The 19297-nt window shown below is 57.8% G+C and carries 18 protein-coding genes; 11 read left to right on the forward strand and 7 right to left on the reverse strand.

Features of this window, described 5'->3' with window-relative positions; translation table 11 throughout:
• Window positions 1–2: 2 nt before the first annotated feature.
• Together MME58_RS09680 and MME58_RS09685 are read left to right on the forward strand one after the other, a co-directional pair.
• Entirely contained in the window at window positions 3–2450 is a 2448-nt protein-coding gene (locus tag MME58_RS09680) for a lantibiotic dehydratase (protein ID WP_055006541.1), read from the forward strand.
• The gene (locus tag MME58_RS09685; protein WP_054984980.1) at window positions 2443–3708 is read left to right on the forward strand and encodes an MFS transporter; all 1266 of its coding nucleotides are present in this window, start codon (window positions 2443–2445) and stop codon (window positions 3706–3708) included. The genes MME58_RS09680 and MME58_RS09685 overlap by 8 nt, the downstream gene beginning before the upstream one ends.
• Window positions 3709–3786: 78 nt before the next feature.
• Here the strand turns inward: MME58_RS09685 and tcuC are convergent, their stop codons facing one another.
• The gene (gene tcuC / locus MME58_RS09690; RefSeq protein ID WP_054984979.1) at window positions 3787–5079 is read right to left on the reverse strand and encodes an MFS transporter; all 1293 of its coding nucleotides are present in this window, start codon (window positions 5077–5079) and stop codon (window positions 3787–3789) included.
• A gap of 425 nt (window positions 5080–5504) precedes the next feature.
• Here tcuC and MME58_RS09695 point away from each other — a divergent pair, with 425 nt between their 5' ends.
• Together MME58_RS09695 and sthA are read left to right on the forward strand one after the other, a co-directional pair.
• Window positions 5505–6494, forward strand: a complete 990-nt coding sequence (locus MME58_RS09695; RefSeq protein ID WP_054984978.1) for an FAD:protein FMN transferase — start codon at window positions 5505–5507, stop codon at window positions 6492–6494.
• Window positions 6495–6649: 155 nt separating this feature from the next.
• On the forward strand, window positions 6650–8044 hold the full coding sequence (gene sthA, locus MME58_RS09700; protein WP_055006540.1) for a Si-specific NAD(P)(+) transhydrogenase: 1395 nt from the start codon (window positions 6650–6652) through the stop codon (window positions 8042–8044).
• A 42-nt stretch (window positions 8045–8086) separates the two neighbouring features.
• Here the strand turns inward: sthA and MME58_RS09705 are convergent, their stop codons facing one another.
• Complete coding sequence (locus tag MME58_RS09705) at window positions 8087–8809, reverse strand: glycerophosphodiester phosphodiesterase (protein ID WP_055006539.1); 723 nt, start codon at window positions 8807–8809, stop codon at window positions 8087–8089.
• 71 nt (window positions 8810–8880) lie between these two features.
• A complete protein-coding gene (locus tag MME58_RS09710; RefSeq protein WP_055006538.1) occupies window positions 8881–9468 on the reverse strand; it encodes a PilZ domain-containing protein in 588 nt (195 codons plus the stop codon).
• A 102-nt stretch (window positions 9469–9570) separates the two neighbouring features.
• On the opposite strand from MME58_RS09710, the gene MME58_RS09715 reads away from it, so the two are divergent.
• The 4 genes from MME58_RS09715 to queF all read left to right on the forward strand — a co-directional run bounded on the left by MME58_RS09715 (window position 9571) and on the right by queF (window position 13794).
• Window positions 9571–10821, forward strand: a complete 1251-nt coding sequence (locus tag MME58_RS09715; RefSeq protein WP_054984974.1) for a lipoprotein-releasing ABC transporter permease subunit — start codon at window positions 9571–9573, stop codon at window positions 10819–10821.
• A gap of 7 nt (window positions 10822–10828) precedes the next feature.
• Complete coding sequence (gene lolD, locus MME58_RS09720; protein WP_183139104.1) at window positions 10829–11512, forward strand: lipoprotein-releasing ABC transporter ATP-binding protein LolD; 684 nt, start codon at window positions 10829–10831, stop codon at window positions 11510–11512.
• Window positions 11513–11588: 76 nt separating this feature from the next.
• On the forward strand, window positions 11589–12833 hold the full coding sequence (locus MME58_RS09725; RefSeq protein WP_055006536.1) for a lipoprotein-releasing ABC transporter permease subunit: 1245 nt from the start codon (window positions 11589–11591) through the stop codon (window positions 12831–12833).
• A gap of 130 nt (window positions 12834–12963) precedes the next feature.
• Window positions 12964–13794, forward strand: coding sequence for an NADPH-dependent 7-cyano-7-deazaguanine reductase QueF (queF, locus tag MME58_RS09730; RefSeq protein ID WP_055006535.1), 831 nt, complete (start codon window positions 12964–12966; stop codon window positions 13792–13794).
• Between the two features lie 169 nt (window positions 13795–13963).
• Here queF and MME58_RS09735 read toward each other — a convergent pair whose 3' ends face one another.
• Both MME58_RS09735 and MME58_RS09740 read right to left on the reverse strand, forming a co-directional pair.
• Window positions 13964–14233, reverse strand: coding sequence for a DUF4404 family protein (locus tag MME58_RS09735; RefSeq protein WP_055006534.1), 270 nt, complete (start codon window positions 14231–14233; stop codon window positions 13964–13966).
• A 103-nt stretch (window positions 14234–14336) separates the two neighbouring features.
• The gene (locus MME58_RS09740) at window positions 14337–14945 is read right to left on the reverse strand and encodes an HAD superfamily inactivated hydrolase PcrP (protein ID WP_055006533.1); all 609 of its coding nucleotides are present in this window, start codon (window positions 14943–14945) and stop codon (window positions 14337–14339) included.
• Window positions 14946–15143: 198 nt separating this feature from the next.
• Between MME58_RS09740 and MME58_RS09745 the strand changes: the two genes are divergently transcribed.
• Window positions 15144–15845 carry an MlaA family lipoprotein gene (locus tag MME58_RS09745; protein WP_054984968.1) on the forward strand — a complete coding sequence of 234 codons (702 nt, stop codon included), beginning with the start codon at window positions 15144–15146 and terminating at the stop codon, window positions 15843–15845.
• Window positions 15846–15933: 88 nt separating this feature from the next.
• Here the strand turns inward: MME58_RS09745 and MME58_RS09750 are convergent, their stop codons facing one another.
• A complete protein-coding gene (locus MME58_RS09750) occupies window positions 15934–16233 on the reverse strand; it encodes a PilZ domain-containing protein (RefSeq protein ID WP_054984967.1) in 300 nt (99 codons plus the stop codon).
• A gap of 267 nt (window positions 16234–16500) precedes the next feature.
• Here MME58_RS09750 and rssB point away from each other — a divergent pair, with 267 nt between their 5' ends.
• Window positions 16501–17685 (forward strand): two-component system response regulator RssB, encoded by a 1185-nt coding sequence (gene rssB / locus MME58_RS09755; RefSeq protein ID WP_055006532.1) that lies wholly within the window; start codon window positions 16501–16503, stop codon window positions 17683–17685.
• Window positions 17682–18167 carry an anti-sigma factor antagonist RssC gene (gene rssC / locus MME58_RS09760; RefSeq protein WP_002552898.1) on the forward strand — a complete coding sequence of 162 codons (486 nt, stop codon included), beginning with the start codon at window positions 17682–17684 and terminating at the stop codon, window positions 18165–18167. The genes rssB and rssC overlap by 4 nt, the downstream gene beginning before the upstream one ends.
• A gap of 90 nt (window positions 18168–18257) precedes the next feature.
• On the opposite strand, the gene tal is transcribed toward rssC, so the two are convergent.
• On the reverse strand, window positions 18258–19187 hold the full coding sequence (tal, locus tag MME58_RS09765; RefSeq protein WP_054984965.1) for a transaldolase: 930 nt from the start codon (window positions 19185–19187) through the stop codon (window positions 18258–18260).
• Window positions 19188–19297: the final 110 nt, after the last annotated feature.

Consider the following 19297-nt stretch of genomic DNA (forward strand, 5'->3'; position numbering starts at 1 on the left):
CTATGGAAAGCTCACTCTATTTCTGGCTTCGCTCGACCGGGTTTGCGGTGCATCACCTGACCCGCCTGGGGAGAATGGCCGCATTGCCGTTGCTGAAGGATTTTGAAACCGATTATCGCTCCCTGAATACTCTACGCGACAGACTGTTGGAGAAGTCCATAAGCCATTCTCCTCAGGCCTGTCGCAAGCTGATCCGCAAGCTGAATGAAAACCTGCCGCTGCAAGTGTCTGATCTTCCCGAGGCGTTGCGTGATGACGCAGTGGATGAATTGGCGCACTGGAACGAGCTGCTTGGCCGGCTCAAGCAACGTGCCGAAGTGGATCAGGAATATGCCGTGTTTCTCGAAAGCGCGCGGCAGGCCCTGATTGATTTCGTGGGCGACGAAGACGTCGAGCAGGCCTTGTTCATCTCCAACCCGACCGCGCTGACCCGGCTTCAGGAGCTCAGGCAAGAGCGCCATGCAAGAACTGACAGCCGCAAGAAGCAGAAGCTGCGCCTGGCCTGGAGCTATGCGCAGCGATTCTGTTCAAAAAATGATACGTCGAGTTTTTTCGGCCCGCTGGCCTGGGGGCGGTTTGATCGTACGCAGGTCGAGCATGTTCGTATCACGCAACACGGCCCTGGCTGGATCAGAGAACGCCATACCTTTTTCGAGAGCTGGGTTGTACAGCGGTTGGTCGAACAGTTGAATTGCCAGTGCGTTGATGTGCAGTTCATGCCGTTGCACCTCAACCCAGGCTGTTTTTTGAATCAAGACACGTTGCATCTGCCCGTCAACAAACGTCGTCAGGTCAGTGCCTTGACTTCCAGAGTGCTGGGTTACATTCAGTGTCAGAGCACTGTGGTACCGACCCTGTTCGGGTTGCAGGCCGAGTTGCAGGATGTCAGCGCCGGGCAATTGCGCGACCTGATCGATCATCTGGTCGCCCAGCAGATTGTGCGTCGCGGCTGGCAAATTTCCCCCAGGGAGCGAAATCCTGTTCAGGTGCTGCACACTTTTCTGGCCGACGCGCGCCTGTCGGATGACTTTCGCACTCAGTGGCATGAACGTCTGTCGGGCCTTGAAGCGATTCGGCAAGACTATGCGACAGGCGATCTGGCCGTACGCATTGCCAGCCTCGACAAGTTGAATCGGCTGCTTGGCGAAGCCGGCGTGGATATTTCGCGTGAGAGCGGCGCCATGTATGTGGGTCGCTACCCGGTCTACGAGGATTGCTCGCGCAATATCGATATCAGTCTGGGTGGCGCCTTGCTTGATCAGGTCAATGCCGATCTGGCGCCGTTGATGCGCATTCATCAATGGCTGATCAAGGCATGCGCCCGGCAACTGCATGGTTTTTACGCTCAGGTATGGCAACGCCTGCAGGCAGAGGACGAGCATAATCCGGTGAACTTCCTGGCCTTTCTTGGCGCTGTGCAGCCAGTAATTGCGCACGCCGAGGCCGGCATTATCGAGGAACTGGACGTAGTGCTGGCAGACGCCTGGCAGCAGGTCCTGAGCGATAAACACGACCCTGAACAGGTGCAGTTGACCCATGAGGACGTAGAGCGGCTGATCGTCGAGCTGAACACGCGTCTGGATGTTCGGACGTTCAGCGTATTCGGCAGCCACTTTCACTCTCCGGATTTCCTGATTTCCAGTACCTCGACAGATGCGCTGAACCAGGGCGACTACTCAATCATTCTCGGAGAGGTCCATCCGGGCGTGCACACCCTCAGCCAGCCGGTAGCAGAGCCTTTCGGACCTTTCAATAAAGAGATCGAGCGGGAGGTTCGGCAAATATTCGACGGACCTCGTCTGGTGCTCGCCGACTCGCCGGACAGTTATCAGCGCTCGCATATCGATTGGCCTTTGCTTGAGTGCTACCAGCAACTGATACTGCCTTCTGGCGGCGGTTGCGTGCCGGCGGATCAGCGCTTTGCCGCTGGCCGTGCTCGTCTTGTCATGAGCGAGGGGCGTTTGCGCGTCGAGGATATTGCCGGCCAATTCAGCGAAGACTTAGTGTGCGTGTATCCCACTCCTATGCACCGACTGGGTTTTGCCTTGGCTGGCAGCGTCGTGGCCAAGGACGACCGACGCCGAATAGGCTTGGGCAAGACCTTGTACAAACGCGCTTCGTGGCGGTTCAGTCCAGAGCAACTTCCGTGTTCTGAATTCAGTGTGGACAAGCTCGACGACGTGCTGGCATGGCGAGCATGGGCCTTCGAGCACGGTTTGCCCCGTTATGTGTTCGCCAAGATCGATATCGAACCCAAGCCGATTTTCATTGATTTCGATAACCCGTTGTCACTCGACGGTGTCAGTAATTCGATGAAGAAAGCGGGGCACGTCAAGTTTTCCGAGATGTGTCCTGCTCCGGACCAACTGTGGCTCGAAGAAGCGCGCGGGCATTTCTGTTGTGAAATACGTACAACCTTTAGGGACGATGGAGTAACGCGTGATGAATAACAGTTCGGCTCTGGACGCTTCGCAGCAAAAGCTCAAGAGCAGCTTCTTCTTGCTGTTTCTGACAATTTTCATCCCCTTTGGCCTGGGGCATTTTGTTTCCTACCTGTTTCGTACCGTCAATGCGGTGATCTACGTCGATCTGCAAACCGACCTGAGCTTGCCCGCCAGCAGTCTGGGTTTGCTGACCGGCGTGTACTTTCTCACCTTCGCAGCCGCGCAGATTCCGCTTGGCGTGATGCTCGACCGTTATGGCCCGCGCAGCGTGCAGGCGCCGATGCTGTTGTTCGCGGTCGCCGGTTCGGTCATTTTCAGTGTCTCCAGTACCGAGACCGGGCTGTTGATCGGGCGTGGTCTGATCGGCCTGGGGGTGGCGGGTTCGCTGATGAGTGCGATCAAGGCGTGTGCCATCTGGTTGCCGGTCGAGCGTTTGCCGCTGAGCACCGCTTGCCTGCTGTCGATTGGCGGGCTGGGCGCGATGGCGTCGACCACACCATTGCATGCGTTGCTGAGCTGGTTGACCTGGCGAGAAGCGTTTCTGGTTCTGGCGCTGCTGACCTTTTGTGTGGTTGTGGTCATACATTTCAGCGTTCCCAAAGCCTACGAGAGCAAAAATACTCGATACAGCGATATGTTTGCTGCGGTCGGCAAACTGTACTCGTCTTGGACGTTCTGGCGTCTGGCGTTGTACTCGGTGTTCGCACACGCCATCTACATGTCGGTGCTGTCATTGTGGATGGGACCGTGGTTGCGCGACATGGCAGGTTTGAGTGATTCCGCTATGGCCAGTGTGCTGTTGTTCGGGGCCATCGCGATGGTGGCGGGGTCTCTGACGTTCGGCGCAATCACCGATTACCTGCGCAGGTTCGGCGTACAGCCGATCATGATCTGTGGCACCGGGATGGTCATTTTCATCGGCTTCCAGGTGTTGATGGCCAGCGGCTTGCCGGTATCGCCTTATCTGATTGCCATGGGCTTCAGCTTCTTCGGCACCTCGACGACCATGAACTACGCCATCGTGGCGCAATCGGTGTCGCCAGAACTGGCGGGCAGGGTCAGTTCGTCGTTCAACCTGGTGGTGTTCGTGCTGGCGTTTTTTCTTCAGTGGCTGATGGGCGTGGTACTCAATCTGTGGCCTGCGGCGCAGGGTGCCGGTCATCCGCTTGAGGCCTATCAGTGGTCGCTGGGCCTGATGGTAGCGTTGCAATTGCCCGGCGTGTTGCTCTGGCTTAGCTTCCGCCCCTGGAAACGCGGTGTCTGAAAAAGCAAAACCCCGGCCGAGTTCAACTCGTTCCGGGGTTTTCGTTCACCTGTGACAGATTACCGATGCCGCCCTTAATCAAGCGGTGGCAGTGGCTCCGGGGGCCTCAAGCTTTTGCCCGCCCTTGCGGAACAGCACCAGCGTCGCAACCAGACCCAACACAGCTGCACCGGTCAGCCATATGCCAGGAGCTGCCTTGTTACCCAGTTCGTGGATCAGGTACGTACAAGCCGCAGGCGTAAAGCCACCGAAGGTCGCGGTTGCCAGGCTGTACGCCAGCGAGAAGCCGGTGGTACGGACTTCGACCGGCATGATCTCGGTCAGCGCCACGACCATGGCCCCGTTGTATGACCCGTACAGGAACGAGAACCACAGCTCGACCATCAACAGATGACTGAAGCTGGGGTGCTCTACCAGCCATGACAGCGCAGGATAGGCGGTGGCAATAGCCAGCACGGTTGCCGCGATCAGCAAAGGCTTGCGGCCGATACGGTCCGAGAAGGAACCCATGATCGGCAGCCAGATGAAGTTCGAGACGCCGACACAGACCGTCACCAGCAAGCTTTCCAGATCAGTCAGATTCAGTTCGTTCTTGCCGAAGGTCGGGGTATAGGCCGTGATCAGGTAGAACGACACTGTCGTCATGACCACCAACGCCATGCCGCCCAGCACCAGGCCGAAGTTCTGGCTGATGGAGCGCACCACCTCACGCAATGTCGGGCGATGTGTGCGGGCTTCGAACTCGGGTGATTCTTCCAGCGAGCGGCGGATGATGAAAATCGCCGGCACGATCAGGCAGCCGATCAGGAACGGCACGCGCCAGCCCCATTCGCCCATCTGCTCAGGGCTCAGCCAATGGTTAAGGCCAACGCCCAGCAGGCCGGCGAATACCACGGCCGCCTGTTGGCTGGCGGACTGCCAACTGACGAAGAAACCTTTGCGACCCGGCGTCGAAATTTCGGCGAGATACACCGAAACGCCACCCAGCTCGACACCCGCCGAGAAGCCTTGCAGCAGGCGACCGAGCAGCACCAGCAAGGGTGCCACGACACCCAGCGTGGCGTAGCCCGGCACGCATGCAATCAGCAAAGTGCCCATTGCCATCATTGCGAGGGTGATAATCAACCCTTTGCGACGTCCGTGACGGTCGATGTAGGCACCGAGAAAGATCGCGCCCAGCGGGCGCATCAGGAAGCCTGCGCCAAAGGTCGCCAGAGACAGCATCAACGAAGCGAATGCGCTGTCGGAGGGGAAGAAGGTCTTGGCAATGGCCGTGGCGTAAAAGCCATAGACCATGAAATCGAACATCTCGAGGAAGTTACCGCTGACAACGCGAAAGATCGCTTTGCCCTTACTTGTTGTGGAGGCCATTTAGTTACTCGCTCAGGCTCATCGGCTTGGAGTCCGTTGTCGTTGTTATCCCGTTTACATCGCCATTACGTGTGTGCGACTGGCGATGCACATTTGTAACAGTATGTGTAACAGGGCTCAAAGACAACCGTTTCGGCGATTTGCTATCAGTTAACAGACGCTTGACAGGTGAGAGGCTTGAGCGTCGTACGGCGTGTTGACTGGATGAAACCGGATGAGCAGACATGCTGCGCGGGAACCATAAGTGCGTCGTCGACCACTCAATATTCTGCTCTGCCTCGTATCGGGATGGTTGATCGATTATCCGGGCAGGCTTTCAGGGACAGTTTTCTGGCTTGACCGTTGATCACGGCAGGTCACTCGGAATGGTTTTTACAGTGCGGGGCATGGGTTTGCGTGGGTTTGGCAGGGTTACAGGATGCCTCGTGTTGCTGGTGTGCGGCGGTTGCGGCCAGGAGCGCAAGCTTGAAAGCTTCGGTGGGCCAGCGATGGGCAGTCACTATTCGGTGGTGTATGTGCGTGCCTCCGGGCAGCCTGAGCCTGCGGTCGTGCGCCCGGAGGTAGAGGCCATTCTGGCCGAAGTCGATCAACATATGTCGCTCTGGCGCAGTGATTCGGACATCGAACTCTTTAATGCATTGCCTGCCAATAGCTGCCGGACCATGCCTGAAGCGGTTCTGAAACTGATTGATGTGGGCGAGCAGTTGTCGCGGGAAAGTGACGGAGCGTTTGACCTGACGGTCAAACCGCTGATGGACCTGTGGGGGTTGGGGGCTCATGCGCTGTTCGAACAAATGCCGCTGGTTCGCCAACTCTCGCGAGCCCGGGCGATGGTGGGCTATCGCAGTCTGAGCATTGTCGGGAAACAGTTGTGCAAGAGCGCCGCTGTGCAAGTGGACCTCAACAGCATTGCTGCTGGTTATGCGGTCGATCGCATCAGCGAGCGCATGGAAGCGCTCGGTCTGCACGACTATCTGGTGCACGCCACAGGTGAGCTGAAAGTCAATGGACTCAAGCCCGATGGTTCGCCCTGGCGGGTGACCCTTGATGCGCCGCGCGATGATGGCAATGTCGCGCAAAAAGTATTCCCTCTGAATGGCTATGCGCTGTCTACCTCGGGGGATTACCGTCGCTACCTGGACGGTGAGGGCGGGCGCAGGCGTATTTCAGACACACTCGATGCAGTGATCGGCCAGCCCGTCCACCATGGCCTGGCATCGGTAACGGTGATTCACCCCTCGGCGCTGATGGCCGACGGCCTGTCATCGCTGTTGTTGATTCTCGGCCCGCAGCGGGGCTGGAGTTATGCGCAAGAACATAAAATCCCTGCTTTTTTTGTGATTCGTGCCGATAAGCGCTTTATCATCCGCAGCAACGCGTCGTTTGATCGTCTGGCTGTGGAGCAGCCGCGGTAATTGAATCGCCCGGTTGCTCGCACCGATACAGACAAAAATTGGCCTTCGACGCGACCAAGGGGTAATGTTCGCCGCCTCGGTGCAGCGCTAGACTGCGCCGCGTGATTTAGCCAGAGATGCCAGAGTGGCGCCTCGGTCTGTTTAAAGGAGTACGCATGGCTGTCTACAACTACGACGTAGTGGTACTGGGTTCCGGCCCTGCCGGAGAAGGCGCGGCAATGAATGCCGCCAAGGCGGGGCGCAAGGTCGCCATGGTCGACAGCCGTCGGCAGGTGGGCGGCAACTGCACCCATTTGGGCACCATTCCGTCCAAGGCTCTGCGTCACTCGGTCAAGCAGATCATTCAGTTCAACACCAACCCGATGTTTCGTGCCATTGGCGAGCCGCGCTGGTTTTCGTTTCCGGATGTTTTGAAAAACGCCGAGATGGTCATTTCCAAGCAAGTGGCCTCGCGCACCAGTTATTACGCCCGCAACCGGGTCGACGTTTTTTTCGGCACTGGCAGTTTCGCCGACGAAACCAGCATCAATGTGGTCTGCAGCAACGGCGTGGTGGAGAAACTGGTTGCCAACCAGATCATCATCGCCACCGGTTCGCGCCCGTACCGGCCTGCCGACATCGATTTCAGTCACAAGCGTATCTACGACAGCGACACCATTCTCAGTCTGGGGCACACGCCGCGCAAGCTGATCATTTACGGTGCGGGCGTGATCGGCTGCGAATACGCTTCTATCTTCAGTGGTCTGGGCGTTCTGGTCGAGCTGGTGGACAACCGTGACCAGTTGCTGAGCTTCCTGGATTCGGAAATCTCTCAGGCACTGAGTTATCACTTCAGCAACAACAACGTGATGGTTCGCCATAACGAAGAATACGAGAAGGTCGAAGGACTGGACAACGGCGTTGTTCTGCACCTCAAGTCCGGCAAGAAAATCAAGGCGGACGCGTTGCTGTGGTGCAATGGCCGTACCGGTAACACCGACAAGCTGGGTCTGGAAAACATCGGTCTGAAGGCCAACGGTCGTGGCCAGATCGAGGTTGACGAGAACTACCGCACCAGCGTGTCCAACGTCTATGGTGCGGGTGACGTCATCGGCTGGCCAAGTCTGGCGAGCGCCGCCTACGATCAGGGCCGTTCGGCGGCTGGCAGCATGGTCGACAATGGCAGCTGGCGCTATGTCAACGACGTGCCGACCGGTATCTATACGATTCCGGAGATCAGTTCGATCGGCAAGAACGAACATGAGTTGACCCAGGCCAAGGTGCCGTATGAAGTAGGCAAGGCGTTCTTCAAAGGCATGGCCCGTGCGCAGATTTCCGGGGAGCGGGTCGGGATGCTTAAAATCCTGTTCCACCGCGAGACGCTCGAGGTGCTCGGTGTGCATTGCTTCGGGGACCAGGCGTCCGAGATCGTGCACATTGGCCAGGCGATCATGAGCCAGCCGGGTGAAGCGAACACGATGAAGTATTTCGTCAACACCACGTTCAACTACCCGACCATGGCCGAAGCCTATCGGGTTGCTGCATACGACGGCCTCAACCGGCTTTTTTAAGCGACTCCGGCCGGTGGCCTGAGCCGGCCGGGGAGACCGATTTCAGCGATTCCCGAGCGTGGCGGTGGCCAAACCGGGAAAGTCTGTAATCAGGCTGTCGGCGCCGAAATCAGCGAGCCTGCGCATCAGTGCAGGCTCGTTGACTGTCCACACTGACACATGCAGGCCCTGACGCTGTGCTTTCTGCAGGCGCTCCGGGGTACACAGTGTCCAGTTCAATGCCAGAATTTCACAGCCGTAACTCTGCGCGACCTTCAAGGGATCGAGCCAGGCATATTCGGCCACCAGTCCTCGCGAGATGTCCGGCGTCAGGTCCAGGGCTGCGCGCAGCACTTCACGTGAGCTGGAAGTGATGGTGATCTTGTCCAGCAAGCCATGACGCTGGGCCATTTCACGAATCGCCAGCACGGTGTTGGCTGCGCGGGTACGTGATGCGCTTTTGACTTCCAGTTGCCAGTGCTCGAAATCACACCGTTCGAAGAGTTCTTCCAGACGCGGAACAGGGCAGGGCGAGACCCAGCCAGGTCCGCCCTTGCGTGCGTCATAGGTCACCAGATCGGCGGCAAGATGCTCATTGACCTTGCCGCGCCGGTCGGTAGTGCGTTTGAGGGTCGGGTCATGAATGACCATCAACTCGCCGTCCCTCGAAAGGTGCAGGTCCAGTTCACAGCGGCGTACGCCATGCTTGAGGCATTCCTGAAAGCTGGTCAGGGTGTTTTCCGGTGCTTCGCCCTTGGCGCCGCGGTGGCCGTAGATAAGGGTCACGTTTACTCCTGGCCGTTAAGGCGCTCACTGCTGGTGTGTAGTGATTAGGTGAAACAAGGTATTTCGAGCGCTCAGTTGCCGGATGGCTGTCCTTGTTCAAGGGCTTGACGTCGATGCTGGGCCTGCCGCTGCAGCACATGGCGTGCGAGCAACTGGCGTTGAGCGTCCGGCAGGTTGACGAAATCGGTGCTGACGTCAAAACCGCCATCCGCGCGTGCGTCACACTGGCTGACCCTGGCACGCAACATCAGGCCTGCTGCCTGAGGCATCAGTACCATTTTGAGCGACAGTTGATCGCCCACGGCAAAACCTTGTTGCGAATTGAATTGAATGCCGCCTTCGGACAGCTTTACCGGTTGCGGAGCCCCCAGTTTGCCCAGCGCAGTGTGTGCGACCACTTCGCCCAGCAGGTCGATACGCTTGCTCAGCGACTTGAGAAAACTGTTCAGCACCCGGTCGCGCTCATCGAGCTGGCGCATCAAATGCTGTGATTCGAACTCGCTGACATGCAGCTCGCTGAGCAGGTCGAACAGCGTCGAAGTATCCTGCATGGCGTCCTGGCTTGCCTGGTCGGCACCGGACAGGGGGTTAATTTCCAGTGCGACGCTGTCGTCGATACGGTAGTATTCGCGGCGTCCTGCTTCATCTAATGTCGACATGGCGAACCCAAGCTAGCGGCGGTGGTCAGAGAGTTTCGAGTGTAAAGCTGCACGTCAAGGCCCGCCACATGGACGTCCTCATTCCTGCGAACAAATTCCTACATGTTCAGACCTCTTTTTGTATTTATAGGCACGCGCTACACACGTGCGAAGCGACGCAATCATTTTGTTTCCTTCATTTCCCTGACGTCCATGATCGGCCTCGCACTTGGCGTTGTGGTGATGATAGTCGTGTTATCGGTGATGAATGGTTTCGATCACGAGATGCGTACCCGTGTGTTGGGCATGGTGCCACACGCGACCATCGAATCCGCTGACCCGATCACCGACTGGCGGGGCCTGGCCGCCAGGGTTCAGGAGAACCCTCAGGTGCTGGCCGTTGCGCCGTTCACCCAGATGCAGGGCTTGCTGACCCATGACGGCAAGGTCCAGAAGGTGTTGCTCAATGGCATCGATCCGACCGAAGAGCGCAAGGTATCGATCATTGACCACTTCATCAGGCAGGGCCAGCTGGACAGCCTCTCTCCGGGAAGTTTTGGCATCATGATCGGCGACAAGGCGGCTGCCAAACTGGGCGTCGTGGTAGGCGACAAACTGACCTTTGTTGCGCCTGAAGTCACTGTCACGCCGGCGGGCATGTTTCCGCGCATGAAACGTTTTGAAGTGACCGGCATCTTTCACGTTGGCGCCGGCGAAATCGATGGCTTTCTGGGATTGACCAATCTCGACGATCTGGCCCGTCTGCATCGATGGAAGCCCAATCAGGTGCAGGGCCTGCGCCTCAAGTTCGACGACCTGTTTGCGGCACCACGTACCTCGTGGGAGATCGCCCGGAAACTGGGCGAGAACACCTTCTATTCCCGTGACTGGACGCGCACCCATGGCAACCTCTATCAGGCCATCCGCATGGAAAAAGCCATGATCGGTCTGTTGCTGCTGCTGATCGTGGCTGTCGCGGCGTTCAACATCATTTCCACGCTGGTCATGGTGGTCAATGACAAGAAAGGCGACATCGCCATCTTGCGTACACTGGGCGCTACACCGAGGCAGATCATGGCTATCTTCATGGTGCAGGGCACGGTGATCGGTGTGGTCGGCACGTTGATCGGCGCGGCGCTGGGCATCCTCGCAGCGCTTAATGTCAGTGCTGCCATCTCCGCGCTCGAAGGGTTGATCGGCCATAAGTTTCTCAACGCCGATGTCTATTTCATTGATTACCTGCCTTCGCAACTGATGGCCCAGGACGTGTTCCAGGTCTGCGGTGCGGCGTTGGTCCTGAGTTTCCTCGCCACCCTGTATCCCGCCTGGCGTGCTGCGCGCACCCAGCCGGCGGAGGCGTTACGTTATGAGTGAGTCGGGCATGTCTGATAAAGCAGTATTGAGTTGCCGCAACCTGGGTAAATCCTACGAGGAAGGTCCGGAGTCGGTCGTGGTGTTGTCCGGCTTGCAACTGGAGCTGCATCCTGGCGAGCGGGTCGCGATTGTCGGCAGTTCGGGCTCGGGTAAAAGTACCTTGCTCAATCTTCTGGGCGGTCTGGACACGCCGTCCGAAGGCAGTGTCTGGCTGGCAGGCGAAGAACTGTCGGCGCTGGGCGAAAAGGCCCGCGGCCTGCTGCGTAACCGGGCGCTGGGTTTTGTCTATCAGTTTCACCACCTGCTGCCCGAATTCACGGCACTGGAAAACGTCTGCATGCCCTTGCTGATCGGTAATACCGCGATTCCCGAGGCACGCAAACGCTCCACTGCATTGCTGGAACGTGTCGGTCTCGGCCATCGTCTGGCGCACAAGCCTTCGGAGCTTTCCGGTGGTGAGCGGCAGCGTGTGGCAATTGCCCGTGCGTTGATCAATCAGCCCGGCCTGGTAATGCTTGACGAGCCGACCGGCAACCTTGACCACCACACAGCCCAGGGCATTCAGGACCTGATGCGTGAATTGAGCACTTCATCGCGCACGGCGTTTCTGATCGTGACCCACGACATGAGCCTGGCCAGGCAAATGGACCGTGTCCTGCATCTGGAAGACGGCCGCCTCGTCGAGGCGTGATTGACCGGCCCGGCGCACTTCATCGCGCCGGGTTCTACGTTTTTATACGGTGTTTTTTTCCCACGGTGCTTCGCGAATGTTCAGACCGTTACCCATCTTCATCGGCATGCGCTACACCCGCGCCAAACGCCGTAAAAGCTTCATATCGTTCATTTCGATGACCTCGATGATCGGTCTGGCACTCGGTGTGCTGGCGATGATCGTGGTGCTGTCGGTCATGAATGGTTTTCAGCGGGAAATGAGCTCGCGGATTCTGGGCATGGTGCCGCACGCGGTCATCGCGGGTGCCACGCCGGTAGACGACTGGAAGCCGCTGGCCGACGCTGCGCTGAAAAATCCTGAAGTCACCGCCGCCGTGCCGTTCACCGACATGGAGGGCATGCTCTCCTACAAAGGCTCGATGCAGCCGATCCAGATCAGTGGTATCGACCCGGCGCTGGAGCATGAGGTGTCGATCGTCACTCGGCACATCACGCGCGGAAGCCTCGAAGACCTCAAACCGGGCGAATTTGGCGTGGTACTTGGCGATATCACCGCGCGCCGCTTTCGCTTGAGCATCGGCGACAAGCTGACGCTGATCGTGCCCGAAGTCAGCAGCGCCCCTGGCGGCATCACACCGCGCATGCAGCGTCTGACCGTCGTAGGTATTTTCAAGGTGGGTGCCGAGCTGGACGGCTCGATGGGGTTGATCAACATTGCCGACGCGGCGCAGATGCAACGCTGGCAGCCCGATCAGGTTCAGGGCATACGGCTGGCGCTCAAGGACCTGTACAAGGCACCTCAGGTGTCTGCGGCGATCGCTGGTGCACTGGGTGCCGGCTACCACGCCGACGACTGGACCCATACCCAGGGCAGTCTGTTCAGCGCCATGAAGATGGAAAAAACCATGATCGGTCTGCTGCTGTTGATGATCGTTGCAGTCGCTGCGTTCAACATCATTGCCACGTTGATCATGGTGGTCAACGACAAGGGCGCGGACATCGCCATTCTGCGTACTATCGGCGCTACACCACGGCAGATCATGGCGATTTTCATGGTCCAGGGCACCGTGATCGGTATCGTCGGCACCCTGATCGGCGGCGTGCTGGGCATCATTGCCGCGCTGAATGTCAGCAGTCTGGTGGGCTGGGTCGAGCGGGTAAGTGGCCAGCATATATTCAGTTCCGATGTCTACTTCATCAGCAACCTGCCTTCCGAGCTGCAGGGCGGTGATGTACTGCTGATCTGCAGCGCCGGTTTTATCCTGAGCTTTCTGGCCACCCTCTACCCGGCCTGGCGCGCCGCGCAGATCCAGCCTGCGCATGCGCTGCGTTATGAGTGATCAGGCCTGAATGGCGCTCGCCCGGGTTGCGTTGCGGCCTACGATGGCAGCGGGCTGAGGCGGATTTTCGCTGAAAGCCCGACGCAAACGCTATAAACTCGCCGCGTTAATTCATGATCCAGGTATCGCCATGCATCCCGCAGCCGAACACTCGCCGCTGGGCAAGTCCAGTGAGTACATCGCCACCTATACACCGTCTCTGCTGTTCCCTATCCCTCGTGCCGCAAAATGGGCCGAGCTAGGGCTGACGGCTCAGACGCTGCCTTATCAGGGTGTCGATTTCTGGAATTGCTACGAGCTGTCCTGGCTGCTGCCCTCCGGCAAGCCGGTGGTGGCCATTGGTGAATTCAGTATTCCGGCCGAATCGCCCAATATCATCGAATCGAAGTCGTTCAAGCTGTACCTCAATTCGCTGAATCAGACAGCTTTCGCAAGCGTCGAACAGCTGAAAACCACCCTTGAGCAGGATCTGTCGGCTGCTGCGGGCAAGCCGGTCGGCGTGCGTATTCGCAGTCTCGCGGCGATCGAGGAGGAAGGTGTCGCAGCGTTGCCGGGCATGTGTATCGACGACCTGGACATCTCGGTCAGCAGCTATGATCGGCCGCAGCCCGAGTTGCTGCGATGTGATGAGTCGCGCATTGCCGAAGAGAGCGTGCACAGTCATTTGCTTAAATCCAACTGTCCGGTAACCAGTCAGCCTGACTGGGGCAGCGTGGTGGTCGAATACCGCGGCGCGGCGCTGGATCACAGCAGTCTGCTGGCGTACATCGTCAGCTTCCGCCAGCATTCGGACTTTCATGAGCAATGCGTGGAAAGAATCTTTCTCGACCTGCAGCGCTTGCTCAAGCCAGAGAAGCTCACCGTGTATGCGCGTTACGTGCGCCGCGGAGGGTTGGACATCAACCCGTACCGCAGCACTGAAACATTGGCCGTGGATAATCGCAGGCTGGCGCGCCAGTAGTATCGTCTGGCGTTCATGGTGTGGACGCAGAGCATCCTGAACGGCAGGCTCAGGATTATCGTGCCAAAGCTCCGCGTCGGCATGCATCGGGTGACGCTCTGCGTCAAAACTCTGCGTCGCACTGCGCATCGGCAACCGAGCGCAGAGCCAGCAGAACGGCACCCCCCAATCAGACGCCGATATTGCCCAGCGTCTGCACGATGTTGCGCAAGGTGCCAGCGATGGTCGGATGCTCCAGCTCGAAACGCTCGACGGCCAGATTCACGCCATCAGCCAGGCTGCTGTCCTGTTCGTGAGTGGCCTGTTCCAGCTGAATTTTAGTTTCAATTTGTTGCATGAGCTCGTGCAGGTTCTCCCGCTCGGACTCTGACATCGGCGGATTATGCTCCAGTTGCTCGCGCAGGGTATCGAGTTGTTCTTGCAGTTCGCGGGCGGGCATGACGTGCTCCTTGATTGATAAGTCTGTCTCATGGACTTCGCCGGAGCGCTAAAGGTCCATGATCACTCAAGACTAATCCAGTCGGCAGCCTGCTGCATATGTATCACGGCTTTTCACCTTTACTGCGCCGCAGGGCGATATCGGCCAGGCAGGATTCCAGGTCGCCCAGGTGATCAATCACCGAGTGCACACCGAGTGAATAGAGTTTCAGCGTGGCCTGTGCGCGCCGTTGTTCGCGTTCGGCATTGCTCAGTGCGTGCCATTGTGAAGGCGATAGCCCGCACAGTGGTCCGCAGGACGCCAGTCCGATGGTCCACAGGCCCGCGTTCAGCCCGGACTGCAACAAGCGCGGGTCGCCGCTGATCAACACACAGCCGTCCAGTTGGCTGACTTTCAGGGCCATCAGTGCCATCCAGCAGGCATCCGGTGCTGGCCAGCCGGCGACTGGGCGAGGGGCGGGGATCATCCAGTCTTTCACCGGTGCAGCCAGTGTGGCACTGACGGCTTCAGGCAACTCATCAAGCCAGGCGCACGGCATACTCTGCTCACGAAGAGTCTGCAGAATATTCAGCGCACCGGGTGTGAGCTGCGTGTGCTCGTGCTCCGGGCTACGTGCGCTTGCGGCCTGTGCACCGAAGTCCACCAGGCAGCCGCTCAGGCCGAACAGCAGGGCGGGGAAGGTTGGCAGAGGCGTAATGACCGGCGCGAGCATGGGGATCTCTCTGAAATATCCAGAAACGCTACCGGTCTTTTGTGACACTTGGATGAATGTGCGATGACGAGGTTTATCCGGAACCCTTTGCTGACAGACCTGCCTTATTCGTGACAGAAGGCTTTATACTTCCTGTCCTAGCGTGTGGGGCGTAGCACCCGCGTCATTATTTCGATATCTCGATCAGGAGTGTCAGCTATGCCCGTGACTGGTGCAGGCTTTATCAAGCGTTTGGTGCAATTGTCCCTGTGTGCCGGCATGGCGCTGGTTCCGGTGGCCGTTCAGGCCGCCGAAGATGATCCGTGGGAAGGCATCAACCGTTCCATTTTCAGCTTCAACGATACGCTTGACGCTTACACGCTCAAGCCGCTGGCCAAGGGGTATCAGTACATCGCTCCGCAATTCGTCGAAGACGGCATCCATAATTTCTTCAACAACATCGGCGACGTCGGCAACCTGGCAAACAATGTGCTGCAGGCCAAACCTGAAGCGGCCGGTGTTGATACTGCGCGTCTGATCGTCAACACCACCTTCGGCCTGTTGGGTTTCATTGATGTGGGTACCCACATGGGCCTGCAGCGCAACGATGAAGATTTTGGCCAGACACTTGGCTATTGGGGTGTGCCTAGCGGTCCGTTTGTGGTGATTCCGCTGCTGGGTCCCAGCACCGTGCGTGACGCTATCGCCAAATATCCGGACACCTATACCTCTCCGTACCGTTACATCGATCATGTACCGACCCGCAATACGGCACTGGGCGTCAACCTGATCGATACGCGCGCCAGTCTGCTGTCTGCCGAGCGTATGGTCAGCGGTGACCGCTACACCTTCATCCGTAATGCCTACCTGCAGAACCGCGAGTTCAAGGTTAAGGACGGGAAGGTCGAAGACGATTTTTAATCGCTTTTTTGTATCGGTATGAATCCATAAAGGCGACCCTGGGTCGCCTTTATTATTTTGTGAAAGTGTGAACCGGTTCCGCCCGTGGTCAGCTCATCGAGATGATCGAAAGCCCCAGTTTCTGTCCGCCGCCTTCTTCGTCATTCACCCACACCACCTCGGTTTCAGCCTCAAGGCCTTTGAGTGCCGGGTGGTCAGAGTCAATGCGCACACTGAGTCTGTCTCCGACCTGGAACGAGCGTGGCGCCTGGACCTGCATGCCCGAGCTGGAAAGGTCAATGCATACGGCGGGAATCACCTGACCTGCGTGAATCAGATTGACGTCTGCATCGACGCGCATGCGGATGTAATCCCGTTTTTCCTCGTAGTCGCGATCATTTCGACTCATGTACAGTCCTTCGTTTTAGTTGCTGATTTGTGAGTTCTTATAACTCCGGGTGATTTGCGATGTAGAGAGCGCAAAGTGAGGGTAGGAGCATGCTTGAAACACCCGTCGGATGGGAGTACCGTCTGCGCCTTGAAGGGCACCTCTGAAACACGACAGGCATATTCAATTGTCGCGTGTTATTACAGAGAGGCTAGAAGCGAATCCAGTAAGCGGGTTCCGGTAATACCGGGCCGCCTACGCCAACCTGATCTGGCGCCGTTTGCCCCCATGCCAAAAACCAGTGCCAAGCTGCTGATTATCGATGACGACGATGTAGTGCGTGCAAGCCTCGCCGCCTACCTTGAAGACAGTGGCTTCAGCGTTCTGCAAGCGAGTAATGGCTTGCAGGGAATTCAGATGTTCGAGCAAGAGAATCCCGACCTGGTGGTCTGCGATCTACGCATGCCGCAGATGGGCGGGCTTGAGCTGATCCGTCAGGTCACCTCCATCGCTCCGCAGACGCCTGTCATCGTTGTCTCCGGTGCAGGCGTGATGAGCGATGCGGTTGAGGCGTTGCGTCTGGGCGCTGCCGATTACCTGATCAAGCCCCTCGAGGACCTTGCCGTATTGGAGCATTCAGTGCGCCGCGCACTGGATCGGGCTCGTTTGCTCACTGAAAACCAGGTTTATCGGGAAAAACTGGAAAAGGCCAATCGCGAGCTTGAAGCCAGTCTTCACCTCTTGCAGGAAGACCAGGACGCAGGTCGGCAAGTGCAGATGAACATGTTGCCGATTACGCCGTGGTCGATTGACGAGTTCAAGTTTGCTCACCAGATTATCCCGTCACTTTATCTTTCCGGCGATTTTGTCGATTATTTCAGGGTCGACGAACGGCGTGTTGCTTTCTACCTGGCAGATGTTTCAGGTCACGGTGCATCCTCGGCATTTATTACGGTGCTGCTGAAGTTCATGACCACGCGCCTGCTGTTTGAATCCAGACGCGGTGGTACGCTTCCGGAATTCAAGCCGTCGGACGTGCTGGGGCACATCAACCGCGGACTCATCAGTTGCAAGCTGGGCAAGCATGTCACGATGGTCGGCGGTGTCATCGATGAAGAGTCAGGTAAACTGACGTACGCAGTGGGTGGTCATTTGCCATTGCCGGTGTTGTATTCCGAAGGGCAGGCACGCTATCTGGAAGGCCGTGGCCTTCCGGTCGGGCTGTTCAACGAAGCGACCTATCAGGATCACGAAATCGACCTGCCAGCGTCCTTCAGTCTGACCATGTTGTCTGATGGCATACTGGACCTCTTGCCCGGTGATACACTCAAAGAGAAAGAAGCCGTCCTTCCCGAGTTGGTCAAGACGGCTGGCGGCAGCCTGGATGGCTTGCAGCAGGTTTTTGAATTGGCAACGCTAGGGGAGATGCCGGATGATATCGCCTTGTTAGTGTTAAGCAGGAATCTTGAATGAGTACCGGTAGAATCCAGTTCGCCGAGCAGGAAGGCACCTTCGTTCTCAAGTTCGTGGGTGAAGTGCGGTTGACGCTGTGTTCGGCCCTGGATGCGACTATCGAGCGCATCTTCACTGCGTTGAATTTCTCGGCGGTGGTCATCGACCTTACCGAGACACGCAGCATTGACAGCACTACGCTTGGCTTGCTGGCCAAGCTGTCCATTTTGTCGCGTCAGAAGGTGGGGCTCTTGCCAACGCTCGTGACCACTCACGAGGACATCACGCGCCTGTTGCAGTCCATGGGCTTTGATCAGGTGTTCAACATCGTTGACCGGCCTCTGCCGCGTCCTGAGTCCCTTACCGACCTGCCTTCACAGGATCAGTGCGAAGAAGTGGTCAAGGCCAAGGTGCTTGAGGCGCACAAGATTCTCATGGGCCTCAACGACTCGAATCGTGAAGCGTTCCACGATCTGGTCAATGCGCTGGAAGGTCAACGCTAGACGTTCGTTGCGTCTGTCCCGTCGATCATTTCCTTGAACGACAGACAGCAAAAAGGGCGACACCCATTAAGGTGTCGCCCTTTTTTATTTTCAGGCTTTTTTGGCGGAGAGCAGCGCTTCCAGCTTTTCCTGATCGCGAGCGAACTGACGAATGCCTTCAGCCAGTTTTTCAGTGGCCATTGCATCTTCGTTGGAAGCCCAGCGGAACTGGCTCTCGGTCAGGCTCTGGCGGGCTTCACCGGCGTTGCCCGGAGCAAGCTTGCGTTCCAGCGTGCCGGTGTCTTCCGCCAGTTTGTTAAGCAGCTCTGTGCTGATCGTCAGGCGGTCGCAGCCTGCCAGCTGTTCGATCTGGTTCAGATTACGGAAGCTGGCACCCATGACTACTGTCTTGAAATCATTGGCCTTGTAGTAGTTGTAGATGCGTGTCACGGACTGTACGCCTGGGTCTTCTGCGCCGGTATAGTCGGTGCCTGAAGACTTTTTGTACCAGTCGTAGATGCGACCTACAAACGGCGAGATCAGGAAGACGCCGGCTTCGGCACAGGCCACCGCCTGAGCGAAGGAGAACAGCAGCGTCAGGTTGGTCTGGATACCTTGTTTCTCGAGGTGTTCTGCGGCGCGTATGCCTTCCCAGGTAGCAGCGAGCTTGACCAGTACCCGGTCGCGGCTGATGCCTGCCTTGTCGTAAAGGCCCATCAAACGCTCGCTGCGCTCGATCAGCGCGTCTTTATCGAAAGACAGTCGTGCATCCACCTCGGTAGAAACACGGCCTGGGACGACCTTGAGAATCTCCTGGCCGATGGCCACGGCGAAGCGGTCACAGGCCAGTCCAATGTCGCCTTTGCTGCCACTGAATGCCTCTTCGAGCATAGCCTTGTTGCTTGTGTTCGATGCCGCCTTGAGCAGCAAGGAAGGGTTGGTAGTGGCGTCTTGCGGCTTGAGGCTTTCGATAGCGCCGAAGTCGCCTGTGTCAGCAACAACGGTAGTGAATTTCTTGAGTTGATCCAGCTTGGAAGTCATGAGCGTGCTCTGTCCTGTGCGGTTGGATGACATTACCCGAGCGCTGCCGACCACTTAAGGCCGCAGCGTTTCCTGCTGCCAATGATAGGCCCTGAGTGACGGCATTGTCG

This window comes from Pseudomonas syringae pv. tagetis (assembly GCF_022557255.1).
Classification (GTDB): Bacteria; Pseudomonadota; Gammaproteobacteria; order Pseudomonadales; family Pseudomonadaceae; genus Aquipseudomonas; species Aquipseudomonas caricapapayae.